We start from the raw sequence: 19,211 nt of genomic DNA on the forward strand, positions 1-19,211 counted from the left end.
TAGACGGATTTTCTTATTTACTCAATCCTTGATTTTTAATTTTAAGTTGTTTTGAATTATTTTAAAGCAGCTTCAATTTTTGCTACTACTTTTTCTGCTTTAAATCCTAATTCTTCCCCAACTTCAGCACCTTTACCACTTAAGCCAAAACGGTCAAGGCCAATTACTAATCCATCTCTACCTACTAATTTATACCAGCTATTTGTCACTCCAGCTTCTATAGCAACTCTTAATTTTACTTCTGGCAATTCATTTTCAGCTATATAATTTTCTAATTTTCTTTTTTCTGGAACTGACATAACAGCAGCTTTAATGCCTTTTTCAGCTAATAATTTTGCACTTTCCTCTGCTAAATTAACTTCACTTCCACTCGCAAAGATAATAGTATCAGCAGCCTTTGGATCACTAACAAAATAACCACCATTATTAAAGTTATTAAGTCCTTGATATTTTTCTATATGCTCTAAATTTTGTCTAGTCAAAATTAGAGCTGTTGGTTGATCTTTAGTTTCTAGAGCTTCAACCCAAGCTGCTTTAGCTTCTTCTTCATCTCCTGGGCGCATTACTTTTAAACCAGGAATAATTCTTAAAGCTTCTACATGTTCTATTGGTTGGTGAGTTGGGCCATCTTCTCCCACAAAAATAGAATCATGAGTGAAAATATAAATTACTGGCTGTTTCATTAAAGCAGCTAACCTAATTGAAGGTCTCATGTAATCAGAAAAGACTAAGAAAGTAGAAGCAAAAGGACGTAATCCCTGGTGTAAGGAAATACCATTTGTAATAGCTCCCATTGCATGTTCTCTAACTCCAAAGCGGAAATTTCGTCCCTCATAATTACCTTTTTGAACTTCACCATATTCTCCATTATAAGTTTTGTTAGAAGGTGCTAAATCAGCAGAACCTCCTACTAAATAAGGAACTGATTCAAAAATCTTAGTTAAAGCTGCTCCAGCAGATTTTCTGGTAGCAATTGGAGTTTCTATTTCCAGATTCATAATTTCTTCTTTTAAGTTTGCAGGTAATTCTAAAGCCATTGCTTGATCCCAATCTTTTTTTAGTTCAGGATTTGCTTTAGCCCAAGCAGCAAATTCTTTTTCCCATTCTAAGCGTTGTTCTTTCATTTTTTGAGCTTGATTTTGGAAAAATTCTTTAACTTCAGTTGAAATATAAAATTTCTCATTTTCAGGTAAACCGAATTCTTTTTTCAAACCTTTAATTTCTGCTTCACCTAAAGGAGCTCCATGAGCATCACTAGTATCTTGTTTGTTGGGCGCTCCTAAAGCAATATGTGTTTTAGCCATAATTAATGTTGGTCTTTCTTTATCAGATTTTGCCTGATTAATTGCATCTCTTAATTGTTCTATATTATGACCATCAATGTTTTCTATTACTTGCCAGCCAAAAGCTTTAAACCTATCAGCTACTGATTCTGTAAAAGCTAAATTAGTATTACCTGCAATAGAGATATTATTATCATCATAAATTGCTACTAATTTATCAAGCCCTAAATGACCTGCAAGTGAAGCTGCTTCAGAAGTGATTCCCTCCATCATACAGCCATCTCCCATAATAGTATAGGTATAATGATCTACAATACTATGAGCTTCTGTATTGTATTTTGCAGCTAACATTTTTTCAGCTAAGCTCATACCAATTGCATTGGCAAAACCTTGACCTAAAGGTCCAGTTGTTGTTTCAACCCCTTCTGTTTCCCCAAATTCAGGGTGACCTGGAGTTTTAGAATGAAGCTGTCTAAATTCTTTTAAATCTTCCATTGACAAATCATATCCTTTTAAATGAAGAAAAGAATATAAAAAAGCTGATCCATGTCCTGCTGAAAGTACAAAACGATCTCTATCTGGCCAATCTGATTTTGATGCATCTAAATTCATGATTTCTCCAAATAATAGAGCACCTATATCAGCACAGCCAATTGGCATTCCGGGATGTCCAGAATTAGCCTTTTCTACAATATCTGCAGATAAACCTCGTACTGTGTTTGCAACTTCTTTTAACAAAATCGATCCCTCCCAAAATTATATAAAGTTTTCTCAATTATTATTTTATATGTTTGCTATTAAAATGTCCAGCCAGAGAAGAAATAATTTAAGCTGGTAAATATAATTTAAATTAAATCAATAACTAAATTGCAATTTAGACTAATTTTTAACGCCTTGCAGTTTTTTATCTTTTTGCTGCTGATGATAGTTATAAACAGAGGCTAAATAAATTCCTCCTAAAATAAAGACTCCTCCTAAAATTGTAGTTAACATCACTTCTTCTTTTAGTAAAAGCCAGGCTAAAGTAGTAGTAATTATTGGTTCTCCTAAAACAAATAAAGAAACTACAGAAGTCGATAAAAAACGAACAGAATAATTTAAAATTGAATGACCAACTAAAGTTGGCCCGAGAGCTAAAGCTAGAAAAATAAAATAGTTTTTAACTCCATACCCAGTAAAAGGAATTTTAAATAAATAAGCTCCAATACCTAAAAAGACTGTTGCATAACTATATAAAATATAGAGATATGGGAAATAATCAAGTTTTTTTCTAACTCCTCTCCCGATAAATAAATAAGCTGCTGCAAAAAAGGCTGCAGAAAGGGCTAAAAAGTTACCAAATAATTTATCACCTAATTGATAAAAATCACCAATACTAATTATTACACTACCTAAAACAGCCATTATAATTCCAATTACAGCACCTTTTTGTAAATCTTCTCGGGCAAAGAAATATTCCAAAATTATTGTAAATAAAGGTTGCAAAGCTACAAAAATAACTGAATTAGAAATATCAGTATATTGAATTGAAGAAATCCATAAAATAAAATGAATTGCCAACAGAAAACCGACCACCACAGGTCGGTAATCTAAAAAATACCTTATTTTGCTTCTATATTTTAACAAAAAGAATGGTGTTAAAATCAAAACAGAAAAAAGCATCCGATAAAAGGCAGTAATTAAAGGTGGGGCCTCTGCTAATTTAATTAAAATTCCTGCAAGTGATAAAAAGAAAAGGCCGATTGTTAATAAAATGTATATTTTTTTCTTAGAATCCATTCAATATCCCCGCTTTATTAATTTAAATTTTTAATTCTTGACTTAAATTATTTTTTTCTAAAATAACAATTTGATCATAATGTTTAAATTCTATTTTTTGACCAGAAATCAACAAATATTTAACTTTATCTTGGCTGACAGTTACTTCTAATTGACTCCCTTTAAAATAAATTCTAAATTGATAACTATCCCATTTATCAGGTAAATGAGGGTGAAAATATAATTTATTATTAAACATTCTCATTCCAGCAAAACCCTGAACAAGGGCCAGCCAAGTCCCCCCCATACAAGCAGTATGAACCCCTTGATAAGCATTTTCATTATAATCATCAAGATCAAGCCTTGCTGTCTGCATAAAATAATTATAAGCTTGATTTTTATAACCAATTTCTGCAGCAATTATACTATAAATTGCTGGTGAAAGAGAAGAATCATGGGTGGTTTTTGGCTCATAATAATCATAGTTTCTAATTTTTAGTTCACGACTAAACTTATTGCCGAGCTGAAGCATCAACAAAATAACATCAGCTTGTTTAATAACTTGATAACGCCAAATTATAAGAGGATGCCAATTTTTAACTAGTGGCAATTCTGCTTCTGAAATACTATCAATCTCAATTGGATCTTTATATAAAAAAGAATCATCTTGTGGTGTTATTTCAAGTTCTTTACTATAAGGCAAATAAATATCTTCTTTTATCTCTTTCATATTTTTTAACTCGTTTTCACTAAAATTAATACTTTTAATCAAACTCTCATATTTTTCGGGAGCTTTTGCTTTAATTAGCTGAGCCATTTTAACTGCTGTATCTAAATTAAATTTAGCCATATAATTAGTATAAGCATTGTTATTTACCCCTGGTTTATATTCATCTGGCCCACAAACTACATTAAAACAAAATTGATTATCTCGCATCGGGATATAGCTGCCTAAACTGATCCACATTCTGGCTGTTTCAATTAAAATTTCCAACCCATAATTTTCCATAAAGTCCTGATCTCTACTCACCTGATAATATAGATTAACCGCATAAGCAATATCTGCATTAATATGATATTGTACAGTTGAGCCCATAAAAAAACCAGAGGCTTCTTGGCCATTAATTGTCCTCCAGGGAAATAAAGCTCCATCTAATTTCATTCGATCTGCATTTTTCCTAGCTTGATCTAAAGTATTATATCTAAATAAAAGTAAATTGCGGGCTACTTCTGGTCTCTGAAAAGCATAAAATGGTAAAACATAACTTTCAGTATCCCAAAAATAATGACCCTCATAATGCTCCCCACTAATTCCTTTAGCTGCAACACTAGTCTGGCCATCTTTACCAGTCGCCTGTAAAATATGAAAGGCATTAAATCTAAAAGCCTGTTGTAAAGAATCATCACCATTAATTTTAACATCTACATCCTGCCAGTAACCTGACATAAATTTGGTCTGTTCTGCAACTAAATTTTCAAAACCATTGATTGAGGCTCTAGCAACTGAAGCTCTAGCAGCACTTAAAGGATTTTTGGCCTTTTTTTGACAATGGTTAACACCTACAATTTTATCAATTGTATATAATTGACCTTCAGCAGCCTTGATCTCAAAAATCCAATCAACTCGATTATTAGAAGCTCTTTTTTTTATTTCAGAGCGAGCTTTTGTTTGCTCATCCATTAAGTGTTCAACTACATAAGCAATTTTAAACTTAGTAGTTTTTAGCTGATGTAAAAGATAACCTGTCTTAGTCTCAACTTTAGTTGCCAAAACTTTTAAAGGTTTTTTCTCTCGTAAATGATGGTGATTACTAACATCTCCATTTACTGCAGAATTAATACTAAGTTTTCCAGAAAAATTAAGTGGTTTAACCTGATATCTAATTGCACCTATATGTTCTCTACTTAAAGAAATTAAACGGGATATTTTAATCTTAAGTTTTCTACCCTGTCTATCTTCCCAAATTATTTCTCTATTTAGAATACCTTTTTTTAAATTAAGTTCTCTTTGATAGTCTAAAATTTTTCCTTTAAGTAAATTAAACTTTTCTTCATTGATATATAAGTTAATTTCACTCCAATCTGCCAAATTGACTATTGTTTGTCCTTTTTGAGGCAAATTAGGAGCTTTTTCTCCATAAATAATTTCTTCTGCAGCATAAACACCATTAATATAAAAGCCAGGAGTAGTAGTTTCTTCACTACCTGGATAATCTTCTTCTAAAGTTCCTCTTAATCCCATATATCCATTTCCCAAACTAAAAATAGCTTCATTTTGATGATTAGAGTCAACTAAAAATTCATTTTCTGTAATTTTCCAAGCCTGATAAAGATAATTTGCTTCTTTATTCATTTTTTTAGCGTGATAAGCTCTCAATTATTTTACCTCCCAAATTCTTGACTACTAAGTTTAAGAGAATAAATTTCTAAGTTGATTTTCTCAACCTTAATACCAGTATTATTTTCTAAGTATTCTCTTAAAACTGCTTTGAATTTATTAGCAAATTTAATTAAATTTGGACCATAGACTATTTCTAAGCTCAGATTAACAAATAAATGACTATCTATTTCTTCTACTTTTATTTTTTTAAAAGAACTAATTCCTTGATAATTATTAAGTGAATTTTCAATTAAATCTACTAATACCCGGTTACTAATACTTAAATTTCCATAAAAACTAAATTTAGGTCGAACTATACTTTTTTCATGCCTAAAAGTCTTATTATCTTTTTTAAAAAATAATTCTAAAGAATGGAGTAAATAACCTGAAAAATCTTTTTCAACCTCAATTGTGGGAACTGGAATTACATGTTTTCCTTCATTATTGCGAACTGAAAGAGCTTTTTCTATTTCTTGAGCAGAAGATATATCTTCTATATTTATATACTGGTCAATACCTCCCAGTTCTAAGCGCTCCTCTATTCTTTCGACCATACCAAGTGAAGTTCCTAAAATTAATATCTTATCAGCTTTAATTTTTTTGAGACAACTTTTAACTGCTTCTGTCTGTTTTTGATCATAAAAAAGTGCTCTTCTAATTGCTGCCATTTTACTTATTTCTCTTTTAGCTGAGCTACCAGCCATAATTTTGCCGTCATAGATTAAAAGACCATCATCTATAATTAATGGAATTTGATATTTATTAGCTAGTAAAACTGCTCGATGACTTTTACCCGTTCCACTTGCTCCAACCAGAGAAAATACTTTCATAGTTTTTAAATTACCTCTTTTCTAAAAAATATAATGCTGACCTAAATAAATTATATATTTTTTAGGCACTAATTTCAATTAAATTAATACTACCAGCTGCATTTTAAGTCAGCTGGTAGTAAAATCTTTCTCTTTTATTTTTGATATTTTTTTATAACTAAACAAGCATTTTGACCACCAAAACCAAAAGAATTACTCAAAGCAGCATTTAATTTTGCTTTTCCAGCTTGAGCTGGTTGATAATCAAGATCACATTCTTCACTACCTTCTTTAAAGTTAATAGTTGGTGGAACAATATCTTCTTTAACTGCTAAAGCAGAAATAATTGCCTCAACTCCACCAGCAGCACCTAGTAAATGACCAGTCATGGATTTAGAAGAAGAAACTTTTAGTTTAAAAGCATGTTCACCAAATAAATTTTTAATTGCTGTTGATTCATATTTATCATTTAAAGGAGTTGAAGTCCCATGAGCATTAATATAATTGATTGCTTCTGGCTTCATTCCTGCTCTCTCAATTGCAGCCTGCATTGCTCTTACTGCACCTTCTCCGGCTGGAGCTGGTGAAGTAATATGATAAGCATCACCTGAAGCACCATAGCCAACAAGTTCTGCAATAATATTAGCGCCACGCTTTTGAGCACTTTCTAATGTTTCTAAAATTAAAATTCCAGCACCTTCTCCAATTACAAAACCATCTCTATCTTTATCAAATGGTCTACTAGCTTTTTCTGGTTCCTCATTTCTAGTAGATAAAGCTTTCATATTCCCAAAGCCAGCAACGGCTGATGGAGTAATTGAAGCTTCTGTACCTCCAGCAATCATAATATCTGCTGCTCCTCTTTTGATTGTTTCAAAAGCTTCTCCAATTGCTGTTGTTCCTGAAGCACAAGCTGTGACTGTATTCATATTTGGCCCTTTTGCTCCAGAATAAATAGCCACATTACCTGCAGCCATATTTGAAATCATCATTGGAATAAAGAAAGGACTGACTCTACGAGGACCTCGCTTATTTAATTTTCCAACCTGTTCTTCAAAAACTTCTATGCCTCCAATACCTGAACCTACAATTACTCCGGTGCGGTCTGCAATTTCATCAGTTATTTTTAAATCTGCATTCTCTAAAGCTTTCATAGCAGCTACAATACCATATTGACTGTAAAGGGCTAAACGTTTAGCTTCTTTACGATCTATGTATGCTGCTGGATTAAAATCTTTTAATTCTGCTCCAATTTGACTTGGAAAGTCTTGAGGATCAAATTTTTCGATTTTAGAAACTCCAGATTTACCTGCTTTTATATTTTCCCAGAATTCATTTAATTCTGTGCCTAAAGCATGAACAATCCCTGCACCTGTAATTACTACTCTTTTATCTTTATCCATTAAATTAATCTCCTCCTAAAATAATCTTTGTCAATTATTTTTAGTTTCAATTGTTTATTTTAATTTTTTTAAAGTTTTTTCTAAACTTTTTTGATCTTCAACATTATAAGCCTTAAGTGAGCGATCAATTCTGCGCATTAGTCCTTTTAAAACTCTACCTGGCCCTACTTCAATATAATTTTTATAGCCATCTGTTTTAAATTTTTCTATAGTCTCTAACCAGCGCACACTATTATCTAATTGTTTAATCAAAGCAGATTTAATTTCACTACTTTCTTTTACATAATCAGCTTCAACATTTGCAATCAAAGGGATTTGGGCATCTTTAAATTCTACTTCTTCAATAGCTTTTTTTAATTCTTCTTTAGCTGGTTCCATTAAAGGAGAATGAAAAGCTCCACTAACTGAAAGATTAATTACTCTTTTGGCTCCTTTTTCAGTTAACAACGCTTGAGCTTTTTTGACTGCTGCAACTTCACCTGAAATCACAACTTGAGTCGGAGAATTATAATTAGCTACTGTAATAATCCCTTCAATTTCTCTTAATACTTTTTCTACTTTTTTTGCCTCTAAACCAATTACAGCTGCCATTGTCCCATTATTTTCAGGATCTGCTTGGTCCATTAATTGGCCCCGAAGTCTTACTAATTTTAAACCTGCTTCAAAACTAAGCACTCCAGCTGCATAAAGAGCTGAATACTCACCTAAACTATGGCCTGCTACTGCTGCTGCCTGAAGCCCTTTTGCTTTCAGAACAGCTTTAACCATTGCACTAACAGTATAAATTGCAGGTTGGGTGTTTTTAGTATTATTTAATTTCGCCTCTGGTCCTGCAAAAATCATTTCCTTTAAATCAAAATCTAATATTTGATCTGCTTTATCTAAAATATTTTTTGCTTCTTCAAAATTTTGATATAATTCTTTTCCCATGCCAACATACTGTGAACCCTGACCAGAAAATAAAAAAACTAAATCATTAGTCATTATAAAGCCTCCAATTAATTATTAATTTTATATTTTCACTTAAATTTCATTTAGTATTTTATTTTAAGTTATTCCATTCTAAAACTGCTGAAGCCCAAGTTAAACCAGCTCCGAAAGCAACTAAAACAATTTTATCACCTTTTTTTAACAAGCCTTTTTCTTTAGCTTCTGTTAAAGCTATGGGCACAGAGGCTGCTGAAGTATTACCGTATTCTGGTAAGTTGACATAAACTTGTTCATCTTTTAATTTTAATCGCTTAGCAGCAGCTGCTATAATTCTAGTATTTGCTTGGTGGGGAACTAATAAATCTACATCTTCTTTTTTAATACCTGCTTTTTTTAACACTTTAAGTGAAGCTTTACCCATTGTTTTAACTGCAAATTTAAAGACTGGAGTACCTTCCATCTTAAGATAATGTTCTCGATTAGCTACTGTTTGCTCAGAAGCTGGCTTACGAGATCCTCCTGCAGTTTGATAAAGAGCATCTGCTCCTGAACCATCTGCTCCTAAATCAGTCGCTAAAATACCACCCTCATCTGTTGCTGAGAAAACTGCTGCTCCTGCTCCATCACCAAATAAGACACAAGTACTTCGATCTTCCCAATCCATGATTTTAGAAAGTACTTCAGCCCCAATTACTAAAATATTTTTATATGTTCCTGATTCTATAAAATTAGCTGCAACACTAACCCCATAAACAAAGCCTGAACACCCTGCCTCTAAGTCAAAAGCTGCTGCATTTTTTGCACCAATTTTATTTTGAATAATACATGCAGTAGCAGGAAACATCATATCTGGAGTTGCTGTCGCTACAATAATTAGCTCTAAATCTTCAGCCTTAATTTCTGCATCTTCTAAAGCTGCCTCAGCTGCTTTGATTCCCAAATCAGATGCTGCCTGATCTGCTGCAGCTATTCTTCTTTTTTCAATTCCAGTTCTTGTTTTTATCCATTCATCACTTGTATCTACCTTTTTTTCTAAGTCATGATTAGTTACTACTTTATCTGGCAGATATTTGCCCAGACCAATAATTGTTGCTCTACTCAAAATAGTCACCTTCCTTAGTTTGTCTATCTAAATTTATATCACTTTTTCGACTCTTAGTCAAGTTGATTAAAAAAAATAGCTTTATAAAATAAAACTATTTTAATTAATTATTAAATTGATGAATTAGAGAATAGTTTATTTAAAAAATACCTAATTTACATTTAACTATTTCTACATCTTGTTCCTTGACAATTTTTCCGATTTCAGAAACTGATTTTTTTAATAATTCAGCTAGTAAATGAGCTTGGTAACAAGTCATTTTTTCTGGTTGAATTATAAAGGGCAGATTTTTAATTTTACCTGCAGAAAGTAAGGCATTAGTATTTATTTTTATATTAGCCCTATTTTTTACCATTTTAGCTGATTCTTTTTCTTTTTCATCTTTTTTTTCTAAATAAAAAAGCAAATCTGGGTTTAAAAAATTAATTATTGTATTACCTTCGATAAAAAGTCTTTCTATATCATCATCAAGAAGATTTCTAGCTAATTGATAAGCACTAGGTAATTCTGCTGCAGGGCTTTCTAATAATATAACCTTATCTGCACCATGCTCAACAACTCTAGCTGTATCAGTGCCTTCTTTATTAATTATTTTGGGATCATTAATAACTTTATATTGTTCAAGTTCATTATTAACTGATGTTTTAATTACTGCTGTTTTAGGACAACTATCTGCTAACATTAAAGAAATCAAGGTTGTTTTACCTGCTTTAGTAGCAGAAGCACTGACTCCTATCATTTCCATATTATTCCTCCTAGAATTTTATTTAACTAGATCAATACTTACAATAAAATATTAAGGGATAATTAGCCAAAAATCAAATTTAAATACAAATATAGGTAGCTATGCAAGCTATTTTTGCAATTGCTACCTATATTAGTTAAGTATTCATTTTATTTTGCTAATTCTTTTTGACGTTCAATTAATTTTTCTTTCTTTTCTTGATATTCTTTAAGCTTTTGCTTTTCTCCTTCAACTAAATCTGCTGGAGCATTATTAACAAAACCCTCATTATTTAGTTTTCCTTGAGCTCTTTTAATCTCAAATTCCATTTCTTTTATTTCTTTTTTCATTCTTTCAATCTCTTTATCAAGGTCGATCATCCCAGCTAAGGGCAAAATAACTTCTACTTCTTTAACAATAGAGGTAGAAACCTTATCAGGTCTTTCCAGTTCATCGCCTCCAATTGTTAAATCTTTAATTCTAGCTAAATTTTCTATATACTCTCTACCTTCTTTTAAAATTTCAATTTTAGACTCTGGAGCAGTTAAGAGAGCTTTAATTCTGCGCCCAGGATTTACTTTCATTTCATTTCTAATATTTCTTACTGCTTTAATTACATTCATAATTAATTCCATTTTTTCTTCAGCCTTACTATTTAAGCAATTTTCTTTTTGCTGAGGATATTTAGCTCTCATAATAGTTCCTTCAGTTCCCGGTAGTTTCTGCCAAATCTCTTCTGTAATAAAAGGCATTACAGGGTGTAATAATCTGAGCAAACTTTCAAGTGTATTTAAAGCATAATACTGAGCAGTTAGTTTTGCTTTCGGGTCTTGATCTTGATATAATCTAGCTTTTAAAAGTTCTATATACCAATCACAAAATTCATTCCAAATAAAGTCATATAAGGAACTGGCCATTTCGCCAAAATCATATCTTGCTAAAGTTTTATCAATTTCACCAGCTACAGTATTTAAACGACTCTGCATCCAATTATCAGCTAGAGTTGGTTTTAAATCTTCTTTTTGAACAGAAGCTAGCTCAAAATCTTCCAAATTCATCAGTACAAAACGAGAAGCATTCCAAATTTTATTAGCAAAATTACGGCTAGCCTCTAATCTTTCTTCTCTAAAGCGCATATCATTACCTGGAGTATTGCCTGTAATTAAAGTAAAACGCAAAGCATCTGTTCCGAATTGATCAATAATATCTAAAGGATCAATTCCATTACCTAAAGATTTACTCATCTTTCTACCTTGAGCATCACGGATTAAACCGTGGATATAGATATCAGAAAATGGTTTTTGATCCTGGAATTTAAGCCCCATAAAAATCATCCGAGCTACCCAGAAGAAAATTATATCACGACCAGTTACTAAGACATCTGTTGGATAAAAACTCTCTAAATCAGCTGTTTCTTCTGGCCAACCTAAAGTAGAAAAGGGCCAGAGTGCAGATGAAAACCAGGTATCTAAAACATCCTCATCCTGACGCAAATTGCTGCTACCGCAGTTTGAACAAGTTTCAGGCTCTGTTTTACTTACCATTACCTCATCACAGTCATTACAGTAATAAACTGGAATCCGATGGCCCCACCAAAGTTGTCTGGAAATACACCAATCACGAATATTATTCATCCAATTCATATAAACTTTAGAAAAACGGTCAGGTACAAAATTAATATCACTTTCTTCTACAGCTGCAATCGCTGGTTCTGCCAAAGGCTGCATCTTAACAAACCACTGTTTTGAAATTAAAGGTTCAATTACAGTATCACAGCGGTAACATTCACCTACATTATGCTGATGATCTTCAATTTTAACAAGCAATCCTTCTTTTTCAAGATCTTTAATTACCTTTTTTCTTGCTTGATAGCGGTCTAAACCAGCATAAGCCTCTCCTGCTGCTTCTGTCATCTTAGCATCTTCATCAATTACAGTTACAATTTCTAAGTCATTACGGCGGCCAATTTCAAAATCATTAGGATCATGAGCTGGTGTAACCTTAACCATTCCAGTTCCAAAATCACTATCAACATATTCATCAGCTATAATTTCAATTTCACGATTAACTAAAGGAACAATTACTTTTTCTCCTACTAAATCTTGATAGCGCTCATCAGAAGGATGAACTGCAATTGCAGTATCTCCGAGCATAGTTTCTGGCCTAGTAGTAGCAATAGTAATCTGACCTTCTCGATCTTTATAAGGATATTTATAATGATAAAATTTGCCTTCACTTTCTTGGTGTTCAACTTCAATATCACTTAAAGTTGTATGACAGCTAGGACACCAGTTAACAATATAATCTCCCTGGTAGATTAAACCTTCTTCATATAATTTAATAAATACTTCTTCAACTGCATCTGAACAGCCTTGATCTAAAGTAAATCTTTCTCTTGACCAGTCACAAGAAGAGCCCATTTTCTTTAACTGATTAGTAATTCTAGTACCATATTCTTCTTTCCATTCCCAGGCTTTTTCTAAAAATTCTTCTCTTGTAATATCTTCTTTTGCTATTCCTTCTTCTCTTAACTTATTCACAACCTTAACTTCTGTTGCAATACTTGCATGATCAGTACCAGGCAACCATAAAGACCTATAACCCTGCATTCTTTTCCAGCGGGTTAAAATATCCTGTAAAGTATTATCTAAGGCATGTCCCATATGTAACTGACCAGTAATATTTGGGGGAGGCATTACAATACTAAAAGTCCCCTTTTCAGTTTCACTCTCTTCTCTTGGTGCAAAATAATTATTTTCCAGCCAATAATTATACCATTTATCTTCACTTTTAGCTGGATTATAAGTTTTTTCTAAATTCTTCATTTTAAATCTCCTCCACTAATTATTAATTAAATAATTTTAAAATTTATTTCTAGTTTTAAATAACTCTTTTTCCACAAAATAAAAAAAGCTCCCCCATCCAATTAAGGACGAAAGAGCATTAAAATCGCGGTACCACCTTAGTTCTTCCTGTTGAGACAGAAAGCTCTCATTTTTTAACGACTTTTGTGCCGTTACTGATTAACAAAAATTATTAAAAAAATTAAATTTAAGCTTAGTCAGTAAAACTCAGAGATGACTTCATTTCTTTTAACTGCCAGAATCTTACAGCCTTTGGATTCTGTTCTCTTTCAGCTTAGCAGAAATTACTACTTCTCTTCTCAGTTTTTAAATATTTAGCTATTATTATAGTATCTTATTGGCTGGCCTTCTGTCAAGAGCCAAACTTTAAATTTCTAATACTTATTTTAAGTTTTAATTTATTAACTTCGACTAATTATCAATTACTTCAACTTCTAAACCAGCAGCTTCAAATTGGGGTAAAATCTCAGCTTTAGGTCCCACAATAACTGTAAATAATATTTCAGGATAAATATTTTCTCTAAATATTTTTTTTACTTCTTTAACTTGAAGTCCATTATATTGCTCTATATAATTATTTAAATAATTATCAGTTTTATTATAAAATTCTTTTTGATAAACGAGTTGGTCTAAAATATCAATTTGTTCTTTATAAGCTTTAGGAAAAGTAGCATTGTATAAATTTATGTTTTCAAAAAGTTCTTTTTGAGTAAAGGGATCTTTGCCTTTTTTAATTTTTTCTAATTCATTTTTTACTGCTTCCATTCCCAATAGAGTTTTAGCTGGATTAAGACTTAAATTAATAGTATAAGCTCCTCCATAATCATGATATCTAGTCTGAGCATTTATCCCATAAACATAACCTTTATCACTACGTAAATTTTCCATTAAACGACTATTAAAAGAACCACCACCAAATATTTTATTACCCAGCATAAAAGGTATTTTTTTTGCATAATTTGTAGTATAAAAATTATAACCCATTTTCAGCTTAGCTTGAGTGGAATCTTCTTTATTTACTAAAATTATTTTATTATGAATCTCAGGCCTTACATTAACCAGCTCTTTATTTAACTTCTGATTTTTATTTTGCTTTTCCCAATTAGCAAATTCAATTTTAAGCTGTTTTTTAACTTCTCTTAGATTAAAATCACCATTAATTACAATTATAGTAGATTCTGGTTTAACAATCTGATTATAAAAATCAGCAAGGTCTGTAGCTTGAACTCTACTTAAAAAATCTAAAATTAAATTATAATTATAATTATAAGCATAAGGATGCTCTCCATATATATTTTTATAAAAATACATATTTAAAAGAGCAGAATCATTGTGAAAACGCTGTTGATATAATTGTTGGTATTCCTTAACAGTTCTCTTAAAATGCTTTCCTTTAAATTTAGGTTTTTCTAAAACTTCTGCTAATAAAGAAATAAGCTCCTTGCTTTCAGAACTCAAAGCATTAGCATTAATTGAAATCCTGTCAAAACCAGCAGCCAAATCTAATGATAAAGCATTTGCTTCTTTAAAAAATGAAAGTTCTTTTTCACTATAATTTTGTGTTTCTAGGAGCATAATTTCAGTCATCAAAGCTGTAATTCCAGCTTGATCACGGTTTTCATTTATTTTTCCACCATTAATATAACCTCTAATTTCTATAAGAGGTAAACTTTTATCTTGAGCTAAATAAAATTTCATTCCATTAGCTAATTCTAAAGTTTCATAAGCTGGAATCTCAATTTCAGGTTTTTCATTAACTGTTTTAGCTAATTCTTCAAAAAATTGAGTACTGAAATTTTGTGGACTAGCAAAAATACTTATAGTTGTAGCAAAAACTATAAGTAAAGTATAAATTATAATTTCATTTAATTTTTTCACTATTGAGCACCACCTTTATTTTGAGGAAGAATATAGCCAGTTTTTTGTTTTGATTTAGAAAAATATTTTTTAGCGATTCTAATAAGCTCATCTTTATTTAAATTGTTTATATAATCAATTTTTGCTGCCAGTAAATCTGACTGATCAAAACGAAGCTTATTTAAAGCATAAGTAGAAGCAGCCGAGTTAATGTCTTTTTGAGAAAAGATTAAAGATTTTTGGTATTGTTTTTTGACTAATTTAAATTCTGCTTCTGTTATTCCTTGATTCAATATTTTTTGCATTTGTTGGTCAAAAGCAGTTTGAGCTTTTTTAACTAAGTTTTCATTTCTAGGAATAAAATAAACTAAGGCAAATGAATCACTTCTTAGTGGATAACTAAAACCACCGCTAGCAAGAATTAATCCCTTTTCTCTTTTTAGTTTTTGCTGTAAACGAGAGCTTTGATTATTTGCTAAAATATCTAGAAAAATTTCAATTGCAGTAATTTCTAAATTATCTGCTGCTGGAATTTGATAAAGTTGGAGTGCATAAGGCATATTTGTATCTAAATAAACTTGATGCCTATTTTTATTTTGATCTAGTTTTAATTCTAAATCTTTAGCTTTTATAGCTGCAGGCTGATAATCAGAATAATACTCTTTAGCGAATTTTTTTACTTGTTCCATTTTAACATCTCCACTCACAACAACAAGAGCATTATTAGGAGAATAGTAACGTTGGTAGTGATTTTTAAGATCTGAAACTGAAATATTATTTAAATCATCCATCCAACCAATCACACTGTGTTCTAAATATGTATCTTTAAAGATTTCTGCTCTAATTTCTTCAAAACCTTTAGCAAAGATATTATTTTCAGTCCTCATTCTTCTTTCTTGTTTAATTACTTCTCTTTCTCTATTGATTTCTTTAGGATCAAATTTAAGGTTATTCATTCTATCTGACTCTAAAGCCATAACTAATTCCAACATTGAAGAAGGCACTTCATGGTAATAATAGGTATAATCATAAGAAGTAGCAGCATTAAGCTGACCTCCAACTGAAGAAATTAAATCATCAATATTAGCTTCTGGCAAATTTTTAGTTCCTAAAAACATTAAATGTTCTAAAAAATGAGAAATACCTGTATTAGTTTTCGCTTCATCAATTGAACCTACATTGTAATAAATTGAATATCTAATTAGAGGCAGTGAATGATCTGGAAAAACCATAAATTCTAAACCATTATCTAATTTAAAACTCTGATAATCTGGCTTAACTAATTCTATTTTTTCAGCTTTAATTGCTGGGCTTAAAAATAGAAAGAAACTTAAAAGTATAATAGCTGTTAATAATAAATTTTCTTTTTTAATTAAAATCATATTTTTTATTTTTTTCAACTTGATTTTCCCCCTTTATAATTTTTTAATTAACGATCTTCAAGTACATGTTCTAATCCTTGACCAAAAAGACACATTATATGGTCATCATCTAAAGAATAATAAACTGACCTCCCTTCTTTTCTATATTTTACTAATTTGTTATTTCTTAAAACTCTAAGTTGATGTGAAATAGCGGAAGAACTCATATCTAAAAGCTCTGAAAGATCACAAACACAAAGTTCTCTTTCTTTTAAAGCATAAAGAATTTTAATTCTTGTTGGATCACCCATTGTTTTAAATAATTCTGCTAAATCATAAACTACTTGATCACTTAAAGTCTTTTCTTTCATCATTTTTACAACTTGATTATCTGGATTAAAAACCTCACAAATATCACAAATTGAATTCTTTTTAAGCTCTGCTATCATTATAAACCTCCCCAGTTTTTGAATCTGTTAAATTAAATTTAATACTTTTTTATTTAAATATTTTCGCTTCTTAAAATCCGCATTACATTAAAAACAGCCATTAAAGCAACTCCTACATCTGCAAAAACAGCAGCCCACATTGAAGCAAGACCAAAAATACTTAAAATCATAACTACTGCTTTAATAGAAAGTGCCAAAACAATATTTTGCCAAACTAATTTTTTAGTTTTAGCTGCTATTTTTAAAGCTGTCACTATTTTAGAAGGTTCATCAGTCATTAAAACTACATCTGCAGCTTCAATTGCAGCATCTGAACCTAAGCCCCCCATTGCTATCCCTAAATCTGAACGAGCAAGTACAGGTGCATCATTAATTCCATCACCAACAAAGGCTAATTTTTTAAATTTAGTCAATAACTCTTCTACTTTTTCTACCTTTTGATCAGGCAGTAATTCAGCATAAAAATCATCTAAATTTAACTTTGAAGCTACTTTTTTAGCAGTTTCTTTATTATCTCCAGTTAACATTGATAAGCTCTTAATTCCTAATTTTTTTAAATCAGAAATTGCAGCTCTAGAATCTTCTTTTAATTGATCAGAAATTATAATAGAGGCTAAAAACTTACCATTTTTAGCTAAATAAATTTCAGTTCCTGCAGAATTAGATTTTTGGTAACTAATATTATTTTTCTGCATAAGTCTTTCATTTCCTGCTAAAATTTCTGAGCCTGCTAAAACCGCCTTAATTCCTGCCCCAGAAATTTCTTGATAATTACTTTTTGTCGAATGCTGTTTATAATCTCCAGCTGCTTCAATAATTGATTTTGCTATTGGATGATTAGAAAATTGTTCTACTTCTGCTGCAATTTTTAGGATTTGTTCTCGACTATGATCACTATAAATTTTCACTTCTCTCAACTTAAATTTACCTTCAGTTAGAGTTCCAGTTTTATCAAAAACAATAGCATCTAATTGGTTTAAAGCTTCTAAATAATTTCCACCTTTAACTAAAATACCATGTTTAGATGCTAAACCAATACCACCAAAAAAACCAAGAGGAATAGAAACTACTAAAGCACAAGGACAGGAAACTACTAAAAAGATAAGAGATCTATAAAACCATTGACTAAAAGAGGCTCCAAAAAATAAGGGTGGTAAAATAGCCACTAAAGCTGCTATTAAAACTACAACTGGAGTATAATATGAAGCAAATTTACTAATGAATTTTTCAGTAGGAGCTTTTTGGGCACTAGCATTTTCAACTAAGTCTAATATTTTTTTTACAGCTGAATCTTTATATTCTTTAGTAACTTTAACAGTGATTAATTTATTTAAATTAATCATCCCACTTAAAACTTGATCACCTTTTTTTACATCTTTTGGCTTTGATTCTCCAGTCAAAGCAGAAGTTTCTAAGGCACTTTCCCCATTAATAATTTCCCCATCTACAGGTATTTTTTCACCAGCTTTAACTGCAATTTCATCCCCAACTTTTAATTCTTGAGGCTCCACAATAATAATTTCTTCTCCTTTAACTAAATTTGCATATTCAGCTTGGATATCCATTAAATCTTTAATTGAACGCCGTGAATTATTAACTGCTCTTTCTTGGAATAACTCACCTACCATATAAAAAAGCATTACTGCAACTGCTTCTGGATATTCTTTGATGGCAAAAGCACCCATAGTAGCAATTACCATTAAAAAGTTTTCATCAAAAATCTGGCCTCGACCAATATTTAAAATAGCAGTTTTAAGCACTGGATAACCAATTAATAAGTAAGCTGCTATATAGGCTGGCAAAGCAAAGTCTTTTAATTCTGAAGCTAGACTTAAATGTTCTAAACTCAAAGCTAAACTAAAAAATAAAGCACCTATAAAAATATTTTTCTTTTGCCATAGATATTCTTTAAGTGATGATCTTGTTTTAGCTTTAGCTTGATTTTCATTTTCTTCTTTAACTTTAACTCCTGGTTCTATTCGGTCTGAAATCTGCTGTAATTCAGTTTTTATTTTTTCTAATCTCTTTTCTTCTGCTGCAACTTTAAGAGTTGATGTTGCAAAGTTAAGCTCTACATTTTCCATTCCTTCTAAATTTTTAACTTCTTTTTCAATTTTTAAAGCACAATTAGAACAGTTTAAACCTTCAAGTTCAAATTTCCTTTCTTTTTTTTGATTATTTTTTTCTAAAGTACTTTTCATTTTTTTTCCACCTCAATTTTTATTTATTATATATGAACAATTATTCAAATGTTTGTTATACTAATTATAAATTAGATTTTGACTAGTGTC

The 19,211-nt window shown here is 30.9% G+C and carries 13 protein-coding genes and 1 other annotated feature; all 13 genes read right to left on the reverse strand.

Annotated features, from left to right (window positions below; genetic code table 11):
* Positions 1–56: 56 nt before the first annotated feature.
* Positions 57–2,021: a transketolase gene (gene tkt, locus HPRAE_RS06415; protein WP_014553413.1), complete on the reverse strand. Its 1,965-nt coding sequence runs from the start codon at positions 2,019–2,021 to the stop codon at positions 57–59.
* Positions 2,022–2,162: 141 nt separating this feature from the next.
* Positions 2,163–3,062, reverse strand: coding sequence for a DMT family transporter (locus tag HPRAE_RS06420; RefSeq protein ID WP_014553414.1), 900 nt, complete (start codon positions 3,060–3,062; stop codon positions 2,163–2,165).
* A gap of 22 nt (positions 3,063–3,084) precedes the next feature.
* Positions 3,085–5,418 (reverse strand): glycoside hydrolase family 65 protein, encoded by a 2,334-nt coding sequence (locus HPRAE_RS06425; protein WP_014553415.1) that lies wholly within the window; start codon positions 5,416–5,418, stop codon positions 3,085–3,087.
* A gap of 5 nt (positions 5,419–5,423) precedes the next feature.
* Positions 5,424–6,251 (reverse strand): Asp23/Gls24 family envelope stress response protein, encoded by an 828-nt coding sequence (locus HPRAE_RS06430; RefSeq protein ID WP_014553416.1) that lies wholly within the window; start codon positions 6,249–6,251, stop codon positions 5,424–5,426.
* Between the two features lie 134 nt (positions 6,252–6,385).
* On the reverse strand, positions 6,386–7,633 hold the full coding sequence (gene fabF, locus HPRAE_RS06435; RefSeq protein WP_014553417.1) for a beta-ketoacyl-ACP synthase II: 1,248 nt from the start codon (positions 7,631–7,633) through the stop codon (positions 6,386–6,388).
* 54 nt (positions 7,634–7,687) lie between these two features.
* Positions 7,688–8,617, reverse strand: a complete 930-nt coding sequence (fabD, locus tag HPRAE_RS06440) for an ACP S-malonyltransferase (RefSeq protein WP_014553418.1) — start codon at positions 8,615–8,617, stop codon at positions 7,688–7,690.
* Between the two features lie 58 nt (positions 8,618–8,675).
* Positions 8,676–9,665 carry a beta-ketoacyl-ACP synthase III gene (locus tag HPRAE_RS06445; RefSeq protein WP_014553419.1) on the reverse strand — a complete coding sequence of 330 codons (990 nt, stop codon included), beginning with the start codon at positions 9,663–9,665 and terminating at the stop codon, positions 8,676–8,678.
* 139 nt (positions 9,666–9,804) lie between these two features.
* Entirely contained in the window at positions 9,805–10,410 is a 606-nt protein-coding gene (locus HPRAE_RS06450; RefSeq protein WP_014553420.1) for a P-loop NTPase family protein, read from the reverse strand.
* 149 nt (positions 10,411–10,559) lie between these two features.
* Entirely contained in the window at positions 10,560–13,214 is a 2,655-nt protein-coding gene (locus tag HPRAE_RS06455) for a valine--tRNA ligase (RefSeq protein WP_014553421.1), read from the reverse strand.
* Between the two features lie 100 nt (positions 13,215–13,314).
* Positions 13,315–13,563 (reverse strand) — a binding site (T-box leader).
* Between the two features lie 101 nt (positions 13,564–13,664).
* Positions 13,665–15,131 (reverse strand): M16 family metallopeptidase, encoded by a 1,467-nt coding sequence (locus HPRAE_RS06460; RefSeq protein ID WP_014553422.1) that lies wholly within the window; start codon positions 15,129–15,131, stop codon positions 13,665–13,667.
* Positions 15,131–16,510, reverse strand: coding sequence for a M16 family metallopeptidase (locus tag HPRAE_RS06465; protein ID WP_014553423.1), 1,380 nt, complete (start codon positions 16,508–16,510; stop codon positions 15,131–15,133). Before HPRAE_RS06465 ends, HPRAE_RS06460 begins: the two co-directional genes overlap by 1 nt.
* Positions 16,511–16,539: 29 nt before the next feature.
* On the reverse strand, positions 16,540–16,920 hold the full coding sequence (locus HPRAE_RS06470) for an ArsR/SmtB family transcription factor (protein WP_014553424.1): 381 nt from the start codon (positions 16,918–16,920) through the stop codon (positions 16,540–16,542).
* 53 nt (positions 16,921–16,973) lie between these two features.
* Positions 16,974–19,121 carry a heavy metal translocating P-type ATPase gene (locus tag HPRAE_RS06475; protein WP_014553425.1) on the reverse strand — a complete coding sequence of 716 codons (2,148 nt, stop codon included), beginning with the start codon at positions 19,119–19,121 and terminating at the stop codon, positions 16,974–16,976.
* Between the last annotated feature and the right edge of the window lie 90 nt (positions 19,122–19,211).

Origin of the sequence: Halanaerobium praevalens DSM 2228 (genome assembly GCF_000165465.1) — a bacterium.
In the GTDB taxonomy this organism is placed as follows: Bacteria; Bacillota; Halanaerobiia; order Halanaerobiales; family Halanaerobiaceae; genus Halanaerobium; species Halanaerobium praevalens.